Below are 20,144 nucleotides of genomic sequence, written 5' to 3' on the forward strand. Positions count from 1 at the left end.
AATGGTGGTAACTTATTAAAGGGAACTTCATAGAGTTGAAAGGGGAAATACTTTTGAAAACAACTTATGTAAACGCTACAATTGTAACGATGAATGAACAAAACGAAGTGATAGAAAATGGATATATCATTGTAGAAAATGATCAAATTATAGATGTAAAGAGCGGAGAATTCGCTAATGATTTTGAAGTAGATGAAGTAATTGACATGAAAGGAAAGTGGGTTTTACCAGGGCTTGTAAATACACATACACATGTTGTAATGAGTCTTTTAAGAGGTATTGGAGATGATATGTTATTACAGCCATGGCTTGAGACGAGAATTTGGCCACTGGAAAGTCAATTTACTCCCCAAATTGCGGTCGCTAGTACGGAATTAGGATTACTTGAGATGGTGAAAAGTGGTACAACATCATTCTCTGACATGTTTAATCCAATTGGAGTAGATCAAGACGCAATTATGGAAACGGTATCAAGGAGCGGGATGCGAGCTGCTGTTTCAAGGACTTTATTTAGCTTCGGAACGAAAGACGATGAAAAGAAAGCGATTGAAGAAGCTGAGAAATATGTGAAGCGTTACTATAACGAAAGTGGCATGTTAACTACGATGGTTGCACCACATAGTCCATATACATGTAGTACAGAATTGTTAGAAGAGTGCGCACGGATTGCAGTAGAGAATCAAACGATGGTTCATATCCACCTTTCTGAAACAGAGCGTGAAGTACGTGATATTGAAGCACAATATGGAAAACGTCCAGTAGAATATGCAGCGAGCTGCGGATTGTTTAAACGCCCAACAGTTATTGCACACGGTGTAGTATTAAATGACGATGAGCGTGCATTTTTAGCAGAACATGACGTTCGAGTAGCTCATAATCCGAATAGTAATTTAAAACTAGGTTCTGGTATAGCGAATGTAAAAGCGATGCTAGAAGCAGGAATAAAAGTAGGAATTGCAACAGATAGTGTTGCATCTAACAATAATTTAGACATGTTTGAAGAAATGCGCATAGCGACTTTACTACAAAAAGGTATTCACCAAGATGCAACAGCTTTACCAGTTGAAACAGCTCTTACACTTGCGACTAAAGGGGCTGCTGAAGTAATCGGGATGAAACAAACAGGATCACTTGAGGTTGGAAAATGTGCTGATTTTATTACGATTGATCCATCTAATAAGCCGCATTTACAACCAGCAGATGAAGTGTTATCACATCTTGTGTATGCTGCTAGTGGAAAAGATATAAGCGATGTAATTATTAACGGAAAACGTGTCGTTTGGAATGGCGAATGTAAAATGTTAGATGAAGAGCGTATTATATTTGAAGCAAGTCGTTATAAACGAGGTTTGCAAAGATAACTAATTATGTGGCAGTTGAAAAAGCTATCCTTTTAAAAGGATAGCTTTTTTCTTGAACGAATAAATATTCAAAAGAATGTCGCATCTTTCTGTTCATATTTCTGCTATAATATATAACGCTTTATAATATTTTATACTTAAGGAGAACAACTCATGAAGCGAAAAAAGAGCCATTTAATGGTAATGGCACTTGTTACATCTTTATTATTAACAGCTTGTAATAATAAAGCGAATAAAAGTGATACAGAGGTTAAAAAACAAGTGTTAAATGTAACAGTATCAGAAGAAATTCCTTCTCTGGACACTGTGAAAACGATGGATGGTACATCAGCACACGTTATGCAAAACATATTTGAAGGGTTATATGTATTAAATGATCAAGATCAGCCTACTCCAGCAGTAGCAAAATCGTTTAAAAGAAGTGAAGATGGTAAGAAATATACATTTAACTTGCGTAAAGATGCAAAATGGTCAAATGGAGATAATGTAACAGCAAATGATTTTATATTTGCGTGGAAACGTGCAATTAACCCTGAAACGGCATCTCAATATGCATACATGCTCTTTTATGTGAAAAATGCGAAAGAGATTAATAAGGGAACAATGCCTCTTGATGCACTTGGGGTTAAAGCAATAAATAATTATACGTTAGAAGTTGAACTCGAACAGCCGGTTCCGTATTTTTTACAGTTGTTAGCACTACCTATATACTTACCACAGCATGAATCATTTTTGAAAGAACAAGGAAACAATTATGCATTGGAACCTAGTAATCTCATATATAACGGGCCATTTGTATTAGAAAAATGGAAGCATGAACAAGAGTTTCAATTAAAGAAGAATGCTGCATATTGGGATCGAAAGAAAGTGAAATTAGACGAAATAAACTTTCATATCGTAAAGGATACAATGACAGCTGTAAATTTATATGAAGCCGGAGATTTGGATCGAGTACCTATTAATTCGCAAGTTGTAGACAAGTATAAAGGGAATAAGGAATTACATATGTCGAGTGATCCTGGAATTGCTATGCTTCGTTTTAATGAAAAAAATACCGCGTTAGCAAATAAAAAGGTGCGTCAATCTATTTCATTAGCGTTAAATAAGGATGATTTCGTTGCTCACTTTATTAATAACGGAGCAAAACCTGCAAGCGGGCTTGTACCAGTTGGTCATGTAAATGAAGTGACCGGTAAAGATTTTAGAAAAGAAAACGGAGATCTTTCTTCATATGATTTGCAAAATGCGCAAAAGATTTGGAAAGAAGCGAAAAAAGAGCTTGAAGTAGAGCAAGTAAACCTCGAGTTTTTAACGTTTGAACAAGATAATGCAAAACGGATGGCAGAATATATAAAAGGTGATTTAGAAAAGAATTTGCAAGGAATCGCGATACAAATTAAACAACAGCCATTTAAGCAAAAATTACAGTTAGAACAAGCAGGTGATTACGATATAACTATGGCAAACTGGGGACCTGACTATAAAGACCCAATTAGTTATTTAGAGTTATTTACGACAGGGAATCCGAATAATAAAATGAATTATTCTAATGTTCATTACGATGAATTAATAAAGAAAGCGAAAACGGATTTTGTACTAGATACGGAAAACCGATGGGAAGCGTTGCGAGAAGCCGAGCAGGTATTATTAGAAGATGCTGCGGTAGCGCCGCTTTATCATATTGGCTCAGCATATGTACAAAAGGATTATGTAAAAGGAATTGAAAAGCATCAATTTGGTGGTATTTATACTTATAAGAATGCTTATATTGCTAATGAATAAATACAAAAAACCTTACTTTTTAAAAGTAAGGTTTTTTACACATGAATTCTATTAAATCGATTTTAATAAAGCGTAAAAATTCGTATCATATGGGACATCATCTTGATACATATAATTTTTTAGAACGCCTTCTTTTTCAAAGCCTAATTTTAATAGTACTTTATTGGAAGCTTCATTTTCAAGAAATACAATTGCTCCAATCCGCTTTAAATGAATCGTATGGAAACCGTATGATATAACCTCAGAAACAGCTTCAGTCGCATATCCTTTTCCCCAGTGTTCAGGCAAAAAGGCATAACTTATATTGGCTCGTTTATGCTCAGAAGACCAATCATGAAAACCAATGGTACCGATGAGTTCTTTCGTGTCTTTTAATTCGATTCCCCATTTTATACCGCTTCTTGCATTGTAACTCAACTTAAAGTTATGAATGATTTGTTTCACTTGATCAACATCTTGTAACGGTTTTTGGCCATAATAGCGCAGTACATTAGTATTAGAAAAGCATTGTAGTATACGCGGTGCATCTTCTTCGGTAAGTTCTCTTAAAATGAGTCGGTCTGTTTTCAATATAGGAAACATGCTTTCACTCCATTTCTTTTGAAACTAGAATGTGTTGTTATTATATAATCTAGTCTGAAAATAAAGATTATTCAAGAGGGGAGTATGGTTTTAATTTATGATAAAATTGATTGTGGAATATATTTCAAAAAGAGGTTTGTATATGGAGAAAAATTCAATTTTAATTGTAGATGATGATCAAGATATTGTTCAATTTATAAAAGTGAATCTAATGCAAGAAGGTTTTAAAGTTTTTAGTGCTCATAACGGAGAAGAGGCTTTAGAAATAATAAATAATAACAGTATTCAACTTGCTATTTTGGATATTATGATGCCACAAATGGATGGGATAGAATTGTGTAGAAGGATTAGAGAGAAACATAGTTTACCAATTATGTTTTTAAGCGCAAAATCATCGGATGTCGATAAGGTAATTGGATTTAGTACTGGGGCAGATGATTATATTGTGAAGCCGTTCAGTACAATTGAATTTATCGCAAGAGTGAAAGCTCAATTAAGAAGGTATACATATTTCAACCAAAATGCTGTCCAAGTAATGGAAAAGAAAATAAATATTAGAGGTTTAGAAATAGATGAAGTGTCGAGAACTGTAATGTTATATGGAGAAACAATGAATCTTACGAAAACTGAATATGATATTTTACACTTAATGGCAGCCGCAAGGAATCGTGTGTTTACAATTGAAGAAATATATGAGAGCGTTTGGAACGAAAGAGCCTATGAAAGTAATAATACAGTAATGGTTCATATTGCAAGATTGAGAAATAAAATTGAAGAGAATCCAAAAGAACCGAAGTTTATACAAAATGTTTGGGGAGTCGGATATAAAATTGAAGATTAGATCTTTACAGGGTATTAGGGCGAAATTTTTTTTAGCTTTCATATGTAGCATCTTGTTAGCGACTGTAAGTATAATAGTGCTTCAAATTTTAGTTGGAAATATATATAGTCATGTTAATGCGTTAGAGGAAAAATATTCATTTTTATACTTTATAGTTTTTTTGATTTTTACTACGACATACTTTGCATGTATGACAAAAACAATGATGAAAAGATTGTCTGAAATTAATAAGAACGTGAAGGAAATAAGTAATGGTAATTTTGAAGTACATATACCTATTTCAAAAAATGACGAGATTGGTGAATTAGCGACGAATGTAAATAGAATGGTCAAAAGTTTAAAAGAGTCTATCGAGAATGAAAAAAAATCACAGGAAATGAAAAATGAAATGATTAGTAATATTTCTCATGATTTACGAACGCCAGTAACATCTTTAATCGGTTATGCGGACCTGTTAGGAAATAAACTCCATTCGAATGGAGAAGAATGTGAACAGTATGTAAGTATATTAAAGCGAAAAAGTTATGAATTAAAACATCAAGTAGATGATTTATTAGAATACTGTCAAATAAATTATAGAGAGATTGAATTACATAAAGATGAAGTAGATATGAAAGCATTAATTGAACAAATCATGATTGGCTTTGTACCACAATTAGATGATGCTAATATGAGCTTTTATATTAAAAGTGATGAAGTGCTGTATGTAGAAGTTGATGTGGCACTTATAGTGAGACTATTTGAAAATATAATAGGTAATAGTATTATGTATGGAAAAGATGGAAAGGAAATTGCAATTGGAATTTCCAATAAAACAATGAATGTTGAAGTAGAAATTAAAAATTTTGGACAATGTATTCCGGAAGAGGACCTTCCTTACGTTTTTGAGAAATTTTATCGTAGTGAAAAATCACGTAGTTCTTATACTGGTGGGAAAGGAATGGGGCTTGCAATTTCAAAAAGTATAGCCGAGCTCCATCAAGGGGATCTAACTGTACGTAGTAACGATAAAGAAACAGTTTTCACTGTGAAATTACCGCAGTATAAAAAAGTAAGAAAGTCGTAAGTATTTCTTTTATATGTCGTAATTTTTACTTTATATCATTGAGAAAAAGGATATGAGAGTAGGGATGCGACATGTGGAAGAAATTTTTATTAGTGATTATAGTTTCTTTTTTAATTATAAGTTGGATCTTAGTTTATGTAGCTAATGGTGTTACATCAGTTTTTGTTTGGTGGAGTATTCAGGCTTTTAGTTTTATTTCAGTTTTCCTCTTGATAGGATCAGTAATAATATTTTTTTGGAAAGGCATTTTTAGAAAGCGGATAGATAGAACGCTATTTTTAATCATTCTGTTTTCTATCATTGGAGCTTGGCCTGTCGGTTGGTTTGCTAATATAGGTAGAATTGCTTACCCAGCAGATATACAATCTATGAGTCCTAAAGCAGTAGTTCGTGTTCCTTTGAATGAACGAGCATTAATAGGCTGGGGCGGTGATCAGTTAGAAACGAACTATCATGTTATAAAGCCAAATGAAAGGTGGGCATATGATATCCTCATTCCACCTGCTGAAGTGAAAAGTAGTAAGTTAGAGGATTACGGAATATATGGAGCGAAAGTAATGGCACCAGCTTCTGGGACGGTTGTATCAATCAATAATGATGAAAAAGATTTAATTCCCGGATTGGATGATTTTCAGTCAATGGCAGGGAATTACATATATTTACGGATAGATGAAACAGAGACATTTTTGATTCTTGCCCACTTAAAGAAAGGGTCCATTAAAGTTAGAGAAGGACAACGTGTAAATGAAGGAGAATTTCTTGCTCAAGTCGGTAACTCAGGAAGTTCAAGTGAGCCACATTTACATATTCATCATCAAAGGCAAGATCCGTCCAAGGTAAGTATGTTTTTTGCGGAAGGATTGCCACTTTACTTTCGAACTGAAAATGGTGTCATGATGCCGGAAAGAGGGACATACATAAGTGGTAACTAGAAGAAAATCATTTCATCCAAAAAGGGTATTCCAAATTAAAATTGGAATACCCTTTTTCATTATCCTACAAATGTTTGATACAGTAAGAAGATATTTAAAATGATAACGAGTGCTGCAATTATCCAAGCGATAAATGTTGTTATACGGTGGTTAACGAGTGCACCCATAATCTTTTTGTTACTTGTAAACATAATAAGTGGTACTAGCGCAAATGCAATACCGAATGATAAGACGACTTGGCTCATGACTAGAGCGTAAGTTGGATTTACACCTAAAGCGATAATAACTAATGGTGGAATCATTGTAATAAATCGGCGTAAGTATAACGGAATATGCATGCGAATGAAACCTTGCATAATAATATCACCCGACATTGTACCGACAGAAGAGCTAGATAGTCCTGCTGATAAAAGTCCAATCCCAAATAATGCAGCCGATACAGGACCTACTAAATTGGTAAATTGAGTGTAAGCAACATCTAAATCTTCAACGTGCAAGCCGTTTTTAAAGAATAGTGCAGCAGCAACAATTAACATACTTGCATTAATTGCTCCAGCAATAACCATTGCAATAATAATATCGATAAATTCGAAACGAAAAATCTTTTTCTTTTGTTCGTCAGTTGTTCCGACCACGCGGCGTTGTGTTAATGCAGAATGCAAGTATATTGCATGTGGCATAACTGTTGCACCTAAAATCCCTGCTGCAAGTAATATACTGTCTACACCTTGGAATTTTGGAATAAATAGTCCTGAAAGAAGGGGACTTAATTCTGGTTTTGCATAAAAAACTTGAATCCCAAAAGCAATTACTACAATGAAAATCATTCCTGTAATAATAGCTTCTAGTGGACGAAATCCTCTACGTTGAAACTCAAGAATAATAAATGATCCGGCTGCAGTAATTAAAGCGGCAGGTAGCATCGGGATTCCAAATAGTAAGTAAAGCCCCAAAGCAGCTCCAATAAATTCCGCTAAATCTGTAGCCATAATAACTAGTTCACCTTGTATCCATAAGCCGATAGACACAGGCTTTGGAAAGTTTTCACGAGCTATTTCGGGTAAATTGTTTCCTGTAGCAATTCCTAATTTAGCTGATAACGTTTGGATTAATACAGCCATTAAGTTAGAAGCGAGTATAACCCATAATAGTAAATATCCATATTGTGAACCAGCTGCGATATTTGTGGCAAAGTTGCCAGGATCAATATAAGCAACGGACGCGATAAAAGCGGGTCCTAAAAATGGTAACAGTCTTTTCCAGCCTTTTGTTTCTCCACTTAAAGCTAAATGAGCTGATTGTACAGTTGTACTTTCAGAAGGGAGATGTTCATCTTTTGTTATATCTTTATTCATAGTAGTTTTCCCCTTTAAAATGTTAACTTGATGAAATTATTGTATTTATTCTTACTCATTATTTCAATACATTTAAATATGTTATGTGATAATTTCATTTGAACACGAAAGTTTCCTTAATGCAAATTATATGCCTTTACGCAATGGATGGTGTGATAACGTAAAATAAATTGGGAGTTTATGGTGTGATGACGTGGGGAAACATAATAAATTAAAGGGTCAATTTTGAAATTTATGTGAACATAAAGCCGATAATCCAGCATATTAATTGATGGAATTGCATTTGTATGATATATAATATATTGGGATTACAACATAACCATAGTGTTTTGATGTGTAATCTTGTTTTTTATTTTTGTTAACTGATAGAAAATAGTATAAAGAAAAGAAAATGGGATTCATTTTCTTATTATATATGTTTTGATATGAACGTTAACTTATACATGATTTAAAAAATTAGATAGGTGGTAGAAATACATTGGCAACTACAAAAACATACAGAGTATTACTATATTACATGTACACAACAATTGAAAACCCAGAAGAATTCGCGGCAGAGCATTTAGCATTTTGTAATTCACTTGAATTAAAAGGAAGAATTCTTGTAGCAAAAGAAGGTATTAACGGAACTTGTTCTGGAACTGTAGAACAAACAGAGAAATACATGGAAGCAATGAACAATGATCCACGTTTTGATGGCATCGTATTTAAAATAGATGAAGCTGATGGTCATGCATTCAAGAAGATGCACGTGCGTCCTCGTCCAGAGTTAGTTACACTTCGTCTAGAAGATGACATTAACCCACACGAAATAACTGGGAAGTATTTAGAGCCAAAAGATTTTTATGAAGCAATGAAACAAGAAGATACAGTTATCATTGATGCACGAAATGATTATGAATTTGATTTAGGTCACTTCAAAGGTGCGATTAAACCTGATATCGAATCATTCCGTGAATTACCAGATTGGATTCGTGAAAATAAAGAAGTACTTGAAGGTAAAAAGATTTTAACGTATTGTACAGGCGGAATTCGTTGTGAGAAGTTTTCTGGTTGGTTAGTTCGTGAAGGCTATGAAGATGTAAGTCAGCTTCACGGCGGAATTGTAACGTACGGAAAAGACCCAGAAGTACAAGGTGAGCTTTGGGATGGACAATGTTACGTGTTCGATGAGCGTATCGCTGTACCAGTAAACCAAAAAGAACATGTTATTGTTGGTAAAGACCACTTTACAGGTGAACCTTGTGAGCGCTATGTAAACTGTTCAAATCCAGAATGTAATAAGAAAATTTTATGTTCTGAAGAAAACGAAGCGAAATATTTACGTGCATGTTCTCATGAATGTCGTGTAAGTCCACGTAACCGCTACGTAATACAACATGAATTAACGGAAGAGCAAGTAGCTGCTGCATTAGAGCAAATCGAAGCAGGGAAGTAAACAGAATTCGTATAATAAAAGGGGTACTCCAAGTTTAATTTTGGAGCACCCTTTTTTTATTATCCGGTTCTGTCATTTGTCGGCAAGTCGATATATTAAAAAAATCGCTGATATATTTCGAGTTGCGCCGATATAATCGGAAAATCGCTGATGAAAATTTCACTTACTGCAGCGCGCCAAGAATTTGAAAATAACCTTCTTTAATTTTTATCTTCTTTCTCTTTAACGGCAGAAAGTACAGTTTGTTTTACCCAAGCTTTTCTTCGTTTATGTTGTAGACCCCATTGGTATAAACTTTGGGCTCCTAAAATAAGTGAAATGACAATGCCGCTAATTGCAATTAATAGAGCGAAAAATTCAAGAGGTGACGATATTTTGTTTGAATCGGTGTTTCTTAAAAGGTCAATCATAGTAAACCCTAACATTTGGCCCACTACAGAGTAGAGCGTTAAAATTAATAATAAAAGGCTATCTTTTTTAGAGGCGACATTTTCTTGATATTTAAACAAACTATCAAGATTTTGTTTCGCGTTCGAGTATAGAACCTCAATATTAAAAAGTTTTCTTAAGCGGAAGAAAATATCTTCACTTTGTGATTGGGATACTAATTCTAAAGAAAAATAATTAGCAGTGAACGAATTGATCGAATAAATTAATTTCTCTATTTCATTAGTATCTTGTTCAATGTTTAGCTCAGCATAGGCGTTTGCCATTTTTAATAAAACAATTTTATGGAATAGGTTTAATAATAAAGCGTAATAAAATTCCCCGTACATTTGACTAGCAAGTTTAGCGATTTCGCGTTCTCCTTCATTTGTTACACATGTAAAAATATGTTCTTCCATTATGAAATAACGATTTGGAGCCCATCTCTGGTAAGCGTGTTTTTTTAAATAGTCATGAATGTAAGGAAGGTTATTTGCACTCACATATGGCTTACCATCACTTGTTAATCCGGAAAGACTAGAAGTACGATAAACATCCACTTCATTAAGTTCCAAACTTTCTTTTAGTGACAATAAAGTTTGGACGTACATTCTTTGGTCTTCGAAGAAAGGGAAGGTTTGAAAGTATGAACTTCTTAATCTCTTCTTTTCAAAGAAATCAGTTACGCCATGAAATAAATAACCAAAAATGAATTTTTCAACTTGGGAATACTTTTTTCCGTTACATTCAATACAAATAGTCTCATTTGTATCATTTTTAGTTTCAAGTACACGGAAGCGAGCAGCAAATTCGATTGCTTCAGATAAAGTCATGTTTAGAGTAGTGTTTACTTCTGTTCGAATTGTTAAGAAGCCAAGTTCATAAGGACAAAGTGTTACATCAATAGAGTGTATCTTGAATGGAATTGAAATAAGGTTTGTTGTTAAATGTCCAGTTAAGTTAAGGTCCTTTGAATAACGTTGCAAGCCCTTTTGATGCTCTGAGTGAGGAAAGAGAATTTTATTTGTAAATGAAAGATAGTATGCTTCCATATTTTGATGTGAAACTTTAAACTCCCCATAATATGTATTTTCATCATCGAGATGATCGAGCCGAAAAGGACGGAAATCGTTTTTTTGTAAGAATGGGAACATATTTTGTTCATATCCAGCTTTAAACGAAAACGGGAATATAAATTGAAATATAGCTGTTGCTACATCTTTTTCCTCAATTGCTTGTATTGCCTCCATCTACATTGTTTCCTTTCCATATATGCTATAGAAACAACATGCCCAAATTTATTTGAAAATAACCACTGTTTTATACTCGATTGAGAGTGAAAATTCAGCTTATTTAGCAGAGGACATGTATAATGTTATGTATACTAAAAGTTATGAAATTGTATTTTGAAAAGGGGGATGCTGTATGCGGATTTTAGTATTAGGCGCTGGTGGAGTCGGAGGATTTTTTGGTGGCAGATTAGTCGAAAAGGGAGAAGATGTTACATTTCTTGTTCGTAGTAAACGGAAAAAACAATTAGAGGAAAGAGGACTTGTAATCCGAAGTGTTAACGGGGATTTTTCCTTTCAACCGAAATTAATAACGAAGGAAGAGAGAACTTCTCCATTTGATGTCATTTTATTTTCAACAAAAGCGTATCACTTAAACGAGGCAATTCAAGATTTGAAGCCGTTTGTTGGCGAAGGTACTGTAATCATTCCATTGTTAAATGGTATCGCTCATTTATCACTATTACAAAAAGAATTCGGCGAAGAAAAAGTAATTGGCGGTTTATGCTTTATCGAGACGACGTTAAACGATCAAGGAGAAATTGTACAAACTAGTGCTGCCAACAGACTTGTGTTTGGAGAAATTAAGTCTCAAAATTCAGAGAGAGTAAAGCATATTTCTAAAGCATTTGCAGGTACGAAATCTAGTTTTGTTTTAAGTGAAAATATTACGCAAGATATGTGGCATAAATATTTATTTATTACTGTAATGTCCGGTGTGACAACGTTAATGCGTGCACCAATTGGACCAATCCGTGAAAGTGAAGGCGGCCGTGATTTTATCCGTAATGTGTTTGAGGAATCTGTACAAATCATGAGAGTATTAGGAGCTCCAATAAAGCTTAATATTGCCCAGGAACATATGAAAACGATTGATAAAATTTCGTATGATATGAAGTCATCGATGCAACGTGATATGGAGAAGGGTTCGTTTATTGAAGGGAAGCACTTGCAAGGATATTTACTGGATGTAGCAGAGCAATTTTCTATAACGGCACCATTATTAAGCACTATATATCAAAATTTAAAGGTGTATGAAGAGATGACCTTTAACAGATCTGTAATAGAATTAGATGTATGAAAAAATAAAAAAGATAGCAATATATAAGTGTATTGCTATCTTTTTTATTTTTTTGTATGACAAATTATTTATTTCTTTTCGTTCTATCTGTCAAATTTATTTCCTGTTCACGTTTACCATATAACTGATTAATTTCATTTGCTACTGCATCTAAATATGAATCGGAAAAAATAGGCTTCTTTTCTTTAGACATATGGGTCTCCTTTGTGGATTTTTTAGTATTCATTATGTATATTTCTCAGTGGATTATGCACAATCATTTTAATTTTTTTCTTATTAAAAATTTTTGTTTACTTTTTGAAAATAAAGGAGTATTATAATCCACAGTTTCAATTTTCTAAATCGCTGAAACCGCATGGTACGGGGGACCCGTTTTTACGGATTAGTACATAATCCGATGGGGTGAATCCTTGAAAAAGGTAGGGCTACTCATAGGCCCGAATCCGACAGCTAACCTCGTAAGCGTTATATTGAGAAGGAAGGTGGAGCTTGTGCGACAAAAAAAATAATGTCTACAAGTCTATTTCGCTATGGCTTGTAGACATTTTTTGTTTTCTGAAGAAATAGTTTACTGGCTGTAACAAGCAGAAAAGTTCGTACAAAATTATTGGAGAGTGGACAGCATTGGTTTCATCTATTAAAAGATTTTTAATTGGAAGACCGTTAAAATCAACAGAGCTTGGAGAACAAAAGCTTAATAAAACGAAAGCTTTAGCTATTTTATCTTCTGACGCATTATCATCAGTTGCTTACGGTCCAGAGCAAATTTTAATTGCTTTAGCAGGTGTTGGAGCGATCGCTTATTGGTATTCCATTCCGATCGCTGTTGGAGTATTAGTATTATTGACAGCCCTTATTTTATCTTATCGACAAATTATTTTTGCTTATCCGCATGGCGGGGGAGCGTATGTTGTATCAAAAGAAAATTTAGGGATGAATCCAGGCTTAATTGCTGGAGGATCTTTATTAGTTGACTATATTTTAACTGTAGCCGTTAGTGTGTCCGCTGGTACAGATGCAATTACGTCTGCGTTTCCTAGCTTACATGCACATAACGTAATTATTGCGGTTATATTTGTTATATTAATTACGATATTAAATTTAAGAGGAGTAACGGAATCAGCTTCCGTTTTAGCATATCCTGTTTATTTATTCGTTTTAGCACTATTTATATTAATTGGTGTGGGTATATATAATATTTTAACTGGTCATGTTTCACCTACTTTACATGCGCCGATTGGTACACCAGTTGCAGGGATTAGTTTATTTTTATTACTAAGAGCATTTGCATCAGGTAGTTCTGCTTTAACAGGTGTTGAAGCAATTTCAAATGCAATTCCGAACTTTAAAGATCCTGCGCCAAACAATGCTGCAAAAACATTGCTTGCAATGGGTGCATTACTTGCTGTGTTATTTTCAGGAATTGTATTTTTAGCTTATTATTACGGAGTGACTCCGAGTAAAGAAGTAACAGTTGTTTCTCAAATTGCTGAACAAACATTTGGACGTAATTTCATGTACTATTTCATACAAGGTACAACAGCTTTAATATTAATTCTCGCTGCTAATACAGGTTATTCTGCATTTCCTTTATTAGCGGTTAACCTTGCAAAAGATAAATTCATACCGAGAATGTTTACGATTAGAGGAGACCGTCTAGGTTACTCAAACGGTATTATTATACTTGGAGTTGCTTCGATTATTTTAATTGTAGCTTTCCAAGGACAAACAGAACATTTAATTCCACTATATGCAGTAGGTGTATTTATTCCATTTACACTTTCTCAAACAGGGATGGTATTAAAATGGCTTCGCGAAAAGCCTGAAGGATGGGCTTTAAGATTAACGATTAATTTAATTGGTGCAGTTATTAGTTTTATCGTAATGAGCATGTTCTTCTTAACTAAATTTGCACAAGTTTGGTCGATTCTTATTTTCTTACCAGTTATTATCTTCTTATTCCATCGAATTAAGAAGCATTATGATGCAGTGGGTGATCAATTAAGTTTAAAAACTTGCGAACCTCTTATTCCAATTGAGGGGAATGTAATTGTCGTTCCTGTAGCAGGTATGACGCATGTAGTAGAAAATTCGTTGAACTATGCAAAATCTCTTTCAGCAGATCAAGTTATCGCAGTATATGTTGCTTTTGACAGAGAAGAGGAAAAGAAATTTGAAGAGAAATGGAAGAAGTGGCAACCTGAAGTAAGGCTTGTTACATTACATTCTCATTATAGAAGTATTATTCAGCCGCTAACAAAGTTTATTGATACAGTGCAATATAAGGCAAGTGAATTGAATTACCGCGTTACGGTCGTTATACCACAGTTCATTCCGAAAAAAGGTTGGCATAACATTCTTCATAATCAATCCAGTTTACTCATACGTGCGTATTTACTTTATAAAAGAAATGTTGTTATTACGACAGTTCCATATCATTTGAAAAAATAAGAAGATTTTTTAAGGATAGTTTCGTGAAAATGAAGCTATCCTTTTTGTGTATATGCTATGCATAATTGCATACGGGGTTAAAAATTATATCAATATAATTTTATCAGTTATTTGCAAGTGGTGTTTTCTGTTGTGATATGTAGATATTTCAATCGATAAAGTGAATCGGATTATATTTTGAAATAAGGACATGAAAGCTTGAAAATAAAGGGAATGAAAATACTTCTTTACGTTATATAAACAGCTGTGTTTAAATGACCTTACAGTACAAAACTTATATGAAAACAAAACGAAATTTCATATTTATGTATGTTGTTTAGTTTAAAATGAATAATATTTTTAAGTAATATATTCACTGTGTGAATGTGAGAATTTCGATGGAATAGAAAATTTATACAATATTATTCATACTAAACACATATGAAAAATAATAAAATGTTTTGTGACGATAAGTAAGTGCTGTAGCAATACGAGAGAGGTGGTTCATACATGGATCACGGTGAGAACGTTCTCTATTTTAACCATCTCAAATTATGGGCAAGAAAATAGAATAATAAAATGCGATAGTAATAGTTGCTAATACATAGGAGGAGTTAAAGTGAAAAAGACTTTAATTACAGGGTTATTGGTTACAGCAGTATCTACGAGTTGCTTCATTCCTGTAAGCGCTTACGCTAAGGAGGGGCAAACAGAAGTGAAAACAGTATATGCGCAAAATGTAATTGCTCCAAATACATTATCCAACTCAATTAGAATGTTAGGATCACAATCACCGCTTATTCAAGCATACGGATTAATTATTTTGCAACAGCCAGACATTAAGGTAAATGCGATGAGTAGCTTAACGAATCATCAAAAGTTTGCAAAGGCGAATGTACGAGAGTGGATTGATGAATATAATCCGAAGCTAATTGACTTAAATCAAGAGATGATGAGATACAGCAATAGATTTAATAGCTATTATAGTAAGCTCTATGAACTAGCAGGAAACGTAAATGAAGATCAGCAAGCAAAAGCAGATTTTATGAGTGCATATGGAAAATTACAATTGCAAGTACAGAGCATCCAAGAGAGTATGGAGCAAGATTTATTAGAGTTAAATCGATTTAAAACAGTATTAGACAAAGATAGTAACAACTTATCAATTAAAGCCGATGAAGCAATAAAAACACTGCAAGGATCAAGTGGAGATATTGTGAAATTAAGAGAAGATATTAAAAGAATTCAAGGGGAAATTCAAGCTGAACTAACTACTATTTTGAATAGACCTCAAGAAATCATTAAAGGTTCTATTAATATCGGTAAACAAGTATTTACAATCACAAATCAAACTGCACAAACGAAAACAATCGATTTTGTTTCTATCGGTACTTTAAGTAATGAAATTGTAAATGCTGCAGATAGTCAAACGAGAGAAGCAGCTCTTCGCATTCAGCAAAAGCAAAAAGAGTTATTGCCACTTATTCAAAAGTTATCACAAACTGAAGCAGAGGCGACTCAAATTACATTCGTTGAAGATCAAGTAAATAGCTTTACAGAATTAATTGATCGTCAAATTACAACTTTAGAAACGTTATTAACCGATTGGAAAGTTTTAAATAATAATATGATTCAAATTCAAACAAATGTTGAAGAAGGCACGTATACAGACAGTAGTTTACTTCAAAAACATTTTAATCAAATTAAAAAAGTAAGTGATGAAATGAATAAGCAAACAAATCAATTTGAAGATTACGTTACAAACGTTGAAGTACATTAAATAGAAAAATAATTAGCGATATAGGGAGAGAAGAAAAATGACAAAAAAACCATATAAAGTAATGGCTCTATCAGCACTTATGGCAGTATTTGCAGCAGGAAATATTATGCCGGCTCATACGTATGCAGCTGAAAGTACAGTGAAACAAGCTCCAGTTCATGCGGTAGCAAAAGCTTATAATGACTATGAAGAATATTCATTAGGACCAGAAGGCTTGAAAGATGCAATGGAAAGAACAGGTTCAAATGCTTTAGTAATGGATCTGTATGCTTTAACAATTATTAAACAAGGTAATGTTAACTTTGGAAATGTATCGACTGTTGATGCAGCTTTAAAAGGAAAAGTGATTCAGCACCAAGATACAGCTAGAGGAAATGCGAAGCAATGGTTAGATGTATTAAAGCCACAGCTTATTTCAACGAATCAAAACATCATTAACTACAATACTAAATTCCAAAACTATTATGATACTTTAGTTGCTGCGGTAGATGCAAAAGATAAAACGACTCTTACGAAAGGCCTAACTAGATTATCAAGTAGTATTAATGAAAATAAAGCGCAAGTGGATCAGTTAGTAGAAGACTTGAAAAAATTCCGAAATAAAATGACGTCGGATACGCAAAACTTCAAGGGTGATGCAAATCAAATTACATCTATATTAGCTAGTCAAGATGCAGGAATTCCGCTTCTGCAAAATCAAATTACAACGTACAATGAGGCAATTAGTAAATATAATGCAATTATTATCGGTTCATCTGTTGCGACAGCTCTAGGACCAATTGCAATTATTGGTGGTGCAGTAGTTATTGCTACGGGCGCAGGAACACCGCTAGGAGTCGCATTAATTGCAGGTGGTGCAGCAGCTGTAGGCGGTGGTACAGCTGGTATCGTATTAGCGAAGAAAGAACTTGACAATGCACAAGCTGAAATTCAAAAAATAACTGGACAAATTACAACTGCTCAATTAGAAGTAGCTGGGTTAACGAACATTAAAACACAAACTGAGTATTTAACAAATACGATTGATACTGCAATTACAGCGTTGCAAAACATTTCAAACCAATGGTATACAATGGGATCAAAATACAATTCTTTACTTCAAAATGTGGATTCAATTAGTCCAAACGATCTTGTTTTCATTAAAGAAGATTTAAACATTGCGAAAGATAGCTGGAAAAACATTAAAGACTATGCAGAAAAGATTTATGCTGAAGATATTAAAGTAGTAGACACGAAAAAAGCATAATTGAATACGAATCGTTAGAGCGTTAAGTGTTGATGAATGATTTGAAGCTCCTGTTCAGTTGTGAGCAGGAGCTTTTGATATCCTTATAAAGAGAATAGGTGAAAAATATGCAGAAACGATTTTATAAAAAATGTCTTTTAGCGGTAATGATTGCTGGGGTGGCAACGAGTAACGCATTTCCTTTACATCCTTTTGCAGCAGAACAAAATGCAAAGGTGCTACAAGAAAATGTGAAAAACTATTCTCTTGGACCAGCAGGATTCCAAGATGTAATGGCACAAACGACATCAAGCATATTTGCAATGGATTCATATGCAAAATTAATTCAAAATCAACAAGAGACGGATTTAAGTAAAATAAGTTCGATTAATAGTGAATTTAAAGGGAATATGATTCAGCATCAAAGAGATGCAAAAATTAATGCAGCATATTGGTTAAATAATATGAAGCCTCAAATTATGAAAACGGATCAAAATATTATAAATTACAATAATACTTTTCAATCGTATTATAATGACATGTTAATAGCGATTGATCAAAAGGATAGCGGAAAATTAAAAGCGGATTTAGAAAAGTTGTATGCGGATATTGTAAAGAATCAAAATGAGGTAGATGGATTATTAGGAAATTTGAAAGCTTTTCGCGATAGAATGGCGAAAGATACAAATAGTTTCAAAGAGGATACAAATCAGTTAACAGCGATATTGGCAAGTACGAATGCTGGTATTCCAGCTCTAGAGCAACAAATAAATACATATAACGATTCGATTAAAAAGAGTAATGATATGGTCATTGCTGGTGGCGTACTTTGCGTAGCTCTAATAACATGTCTTGCTGGCGGGCCGATGATTGCGGTTGCGAAAAAAGATATCGCAAATGCAGAAAGAGAAATCGCCAATTTAAAAGATAGAATTTCAGGAGCACAAGCAGAAGTCGTAATTTTGACTGATGTAAAAAATAAAACAACAAACATGACAGAAACAATCGATGCAGCAATTACAGCACTACAAAACATATCAAATCAATGGTATACAGTAGGTGCAAAATATAATAATTTACTACAAAACGTAAAAGGGATTAGTCCGGAAGAGTTTACGTTTATAAAAGAAGATTTACATACAGCGAAAGATAGCTGGAAAGATGTAAAGGATTATACAGAAAAATTACATGAAGGTGTGGCAAAGTAAACAGTGGACTAGTTCTGCTGTTTATTTTTTTATCCTGTTTTTTTGTGAGAGTTGAACTTGTAATTATATATAAGTTTGTCATATGTTTTATCAATGTGGCTATTGGGTAATATTTAATCAAATTGATACGAATAACCTAAATAAATTTCTGATCAAGTCTTTTATATGTAATGTTTTAATGAAAAAAGCTATACTGTAAGCAAAACTAAAAATTGGAGAGGAAATACTACAACATGGAAAATTATCTATTATTTATCCTTACAGCAATGCTAATCATAATGATGCCTGGTCCTGGTTTTGCACTAGTTACAAAAAATACTATCTCGCATGGTAAAAATGGCGGGATAAAGACTGTTTTAGGAACGATATCTGGAATGATGATTCATACAATAATGGCTACGTTAGGACTTTCTGCTATCTTAATGAAATTTGCTATCTTAATGAAATTTGCTATCTTAATGAAATTTGCTATGTTATTTACATTTATAAAATATGCTGGGGCTGTTTATTTAATTTATTTAGCTGTAAAGTCAATTAAAAGTGCCTTACATAAAAAAGAAGATATGTCAGGTTCAGCAGAAATGGACTCTAAGGATATTGGGGCAATTAAAAGCTTTAGACAAGGATTTACTACGGCAATTTTAAATCCAAAAACCGCTGTATTTTTCCTTAGTTTTTTACCCCAATTTATTGTGAGTAATCAAAATCATTTCCTCCAATTTCTTTTATTAGGAGTCACATTTACGACTTTGACAGCAATATGGTATTTACTTTACATCTCACTCATACGTCAATTAAGAACTTTTTTAAGAAAAGAAAGAGTGAACCGTACAATGGAGGGTATTACGGGCATAGTATTGTTAGTATTTGGAGTTAGGTTATTTTTCCAAAAATAAATATGTAGATAAAACGAGAAATAAAAAAGTTGATTATTTCTCGTTTTATTCTTTAAAATCTGCAACAGAACCAGGATCTCCCATCAAAGTATAAATTCCAAGGGAGGAACCGTTTTTTTATTTACTTATATACGCACAGCTGTACCACTGACAGCAACCATTAACATTCCATCACGAACAACTTCGTAATCTACGTCAATACCAACGATAGCGTTCGCACCTTTTTCTTTTGCAAGTTCTTTCATTTCGCCCATTGCAATATCACGAGCGTCTTTTAGTTTACTTTCATAAGCACCAACACGGCCACCGACAACATCACGAACGGAAGCGAATACATCGCGGACAATATTTGCACCCATAATAGCTTCACCATTTACAATATCAATATACTCAATAATCTCTTTACCTTGAATTCCAGAAGTTGTTGTTACAATCATGACTGACACTCTCCT

The 20,144-nt window shown here is 33.6% G+C and carries 17 protein-coding genes and 1 riboswitch; of the genes, 12 read left to right on the forward strand and 5 right to left on the reverse strand.

Going from position 1 to position 20,144, the window contains the following annotated elements; translation table 11 throughout:
- The first annotated feature begins 35 nt into the window (after positions 1–35).
- Positions 36–1,361, forward strand: coding sequence for a bifunctional S-methyl-5'-thioadenosine deaminase/S-adenosylhomocysteine deaminase (locus tag NST86_RS09195; protein WP_016117582.1), 1,326 nt, complete (start codon positions 36–38; stop codon positions 1,359–1,361).
- Positions 1,362–1,514: 153 nt separating this feature from the next.
- On the forward strand, positions 1,515–3,143 hold the full coding sequence (locus tag NST86_RS09200; RefSeq protein WP_227593133.1) for a peptide ABC transporter substrate-binding protein: 1,629 nt from the start codon (positions 1,515–1,517) through the stop codon (positions 3,141–3,143).
- A gap of 51 nt (positions 3,144–3,194) precedes the next feature.
- Here the strand turns inward: NST86_RS09200 and NST86_RS09205 are convergent, their stop codons facing one another.
- Positions 3,195–3,725, reverse strand: coding sequence for a GNAT family N-acetyltransferase (locus tag NST86_RS09205; RefSeq protein ID WP_016117584.1), 531 nt, complete (start codon positions 3,723–3,725; stop codon positions 3,195–3,197).
- A gap of 142 nt (positions 3,726–3,867) precedes the next feature.
- Here NST86_RS09205 and NST86_RS09210 point away from each other — a divergent pair, with 142 nt between their 5' ends.
- The 3 genes from NST86_RS09210 to NST86_RS09220 all read left to right on the forward strand — a co-directional run bounded on the left by NST86_RS09210 (position 3,868) and on the right by NST86_RS09220 (position 6,564).
- Positions 3,868–4,566, forward strand: coding sequence for a response regulator transcription factor (locus NST86_RS09210; protein WP_000414526.1), 699 nt, complete (start codon positions 3,868–3,870; stop codon positions 4,564–4,566).
- The gene (locus NST86_RS09215) at positions 4,532–5,632 is read left to right on the forward strand and encodes a HAMP domain-containing sensor histidine kinase (protein ID WP_116777434.1); all 1,101 of its coding nucleotides are present in this window, start codon (positions 4,532–4,534) and stop codon (positions 5,630–5,632) included. Before NST86_RS09210 ends, NST86_RS09215 begins: the two co-directional genes overlap by 35 nt.
- 71 nt (positions 5,633–5,703) lie before the next feature.
- Positions 5,704–6,564, forward strand: a complete 861-nt coding sequence (locus NST86_RS09220; protein WP_044795715.1) for a M23 family metallopeptidase — start codon at positions 5,704–5,706, stop codon at positions 6,562–6,564.
- 59 nt (positions 6,565–6,623) lie between these two features.
- Here the strand turns inward: NST86_RS09220 and NST86_RS09225 are convergent, their stop codons facing one another.
- Entirely contained in the window at positions 6,624–7,919 is a 1,296-nt protein-coding gene (locus NST86_RS09225; protein ID WP_001030677.1) for an Nramp family divalent metal transporter, read from the reverse strand.
- Between the two features lie 478 nt (positions 7,920–8,397).
- Between NST86_RS09225 and trhO the strand changes: the two genes are divergently transcribed.
- Entirely contained in the window at positions 8,398–9,357 is a 960-nt protein-coding gene (trhO, locus tag NST86_RS09230; RefSeq protein ID WP_206904512.1) for an oxygen-dependent tRNA uridine(34) hydroxylase TrhO, read from the forward strand.
- A 200-nt stretch (positions 9,358–9,557) separates the two neighbouring features.
- Here the strand turns inward: trhO and NST86_RS09235 are convergent, their stop codons facing one another.
- Entirely contained in the window at positions 9,558–11,033 is a 1,476-nt protein-coding gene (locus tag NST86_RS09235) for a hypothetical protein (protein WP_000387420.1), read from the reverse strand.
- Between the two features lie 175 nt (positions 11,034–11,208).
- Here NST86_RS09235 and panE point away from each other — a divergent pair, with 175 nt between their 5' ends.
- Positions 11,209–12,153, forward strand: a complete 945-nt coding sequence (panE, locus tag NST86_RS09240) for a 2-dehydropantoate 2-reductase (RefSeq protein WP_086424370.1) — start codon at positions 11,209–11,211, stop codon at positions 12,151–12,153.
- A gap of 64 nt (positions 12,154–12,217) precedes the next feature.
- Here the strand turns inward: panE and NST86_RS09245 are convergent, their stop codons facing one another.
- On the reverse strand, positions 12,218–12,346 hold the full coding sequence (locus NST86_RS09245) for a hypothetical protein (RefSeq protein ID WP_000031873.1): 129 nt from the start codon (positions 12,344–12,346) through the stop codon (positions 12,218–12,220).
- Between the two features lie 140 nt (positions 12,347–12,486).
- Positions 12,487–12,633, forward strand: a riboswitch (cyclic di-AMP (ydaO/yuaA leader).
- A 144-nt stretch (positions 12,634–12,777) separates the two neighbouring features.
- Here NST86_RS09245 and NST86_RS09250 point away from each other — a divergent pair.
- From NST86_RS09250 to NST86_RS09270, 5 genes are all read left to right on the forward strand, one after another.
- Positions 12,778–14,604 carry an APC family permease gene (locus NST86_RS09250; RefSeq protein WP_340933568.1) on the forward strand — a complete coding sequence of 609 codons (1,827 nt, stop codon included), beginning with the start codon at positions 12,778–12,780 and terminating at the stop codon, positions 14,602–14,604.
- 598 nt (positions 14,605–15,202) lie between these two features.
- Positions 15,203–16,363, forward strand: a complete 1,161-nt coding sequence (gene nheA, locus NST86_RS09255; RefSeq protein WP_000751823.1) for a non-hemolytic enterotoxin NHE subunit A — start codon at positions 15,203–15,205, stop codon at positions 16,361–16,363.
- A 37-nt stretch (positions 16,364–16,400) separates the two neighbouring features.
- Positions 16,401–17,609, forward strand: coding sequence for a non-hemolytic enterotoxin NHE subunit B (nheB, locus tag NST86_RS09260; RefSeq protein ID WP_000162981.1), 1,209 nt, complete (start codon positions 16,401–16,403; stop codon positions 17,607–17,609).
- 107 nt (positions 17,610–17,716) lie between these two features.
- Positions 17,717–18,796, forward strand: a complete 1,080-nt coding sequence (gene nheC / locus NST86_RS09265) for a non-hemolytic enterotoxin NHE subunit C (RefSeq protein WP_001171981.1) — start codon at positions 17,717–17,719, stop codon at positions 18,794–18,796.
- Between the two features lie 233 nt (positions 18,797–19,029).
- On the forward strand, positions 19,030–19,692 hold the full coding sequence (locus NST86_RS09270; protein ID WP_340933573.1) for a LysE family translocator: 663 nt from the start codon (positions 19,030–19,032) through the stop codon (positions 19,690–19,692).
- A gap of 125 nt (positions 19,693–19,817) precedes the next feature.
- Here the strand turns inward: NST86_RS09270 and NST86_RS09275 are convergent, their stop codons facing one another.
- Entirely contained in the window at positions 19,818–20,129 is a 312-nt protein-coding gene (locus NST86_RS09275; RefSeq protein ID WP_000637518.1) for a heavy metal-binding domain-containing protein, read from the reverse strand.
- Positions 20,130–20,144: the final 15 nt, after the last annotated feature.

Source organism: Bacillus sp. FSL L8-0199, from assembly GCF_038005705.1.
Classification (GTDB): Bacteria; Bacillota; Bacilli; order Bacillales; family Bacillaceae_G; genus Bacillus_A; species Bacillus_A cereus.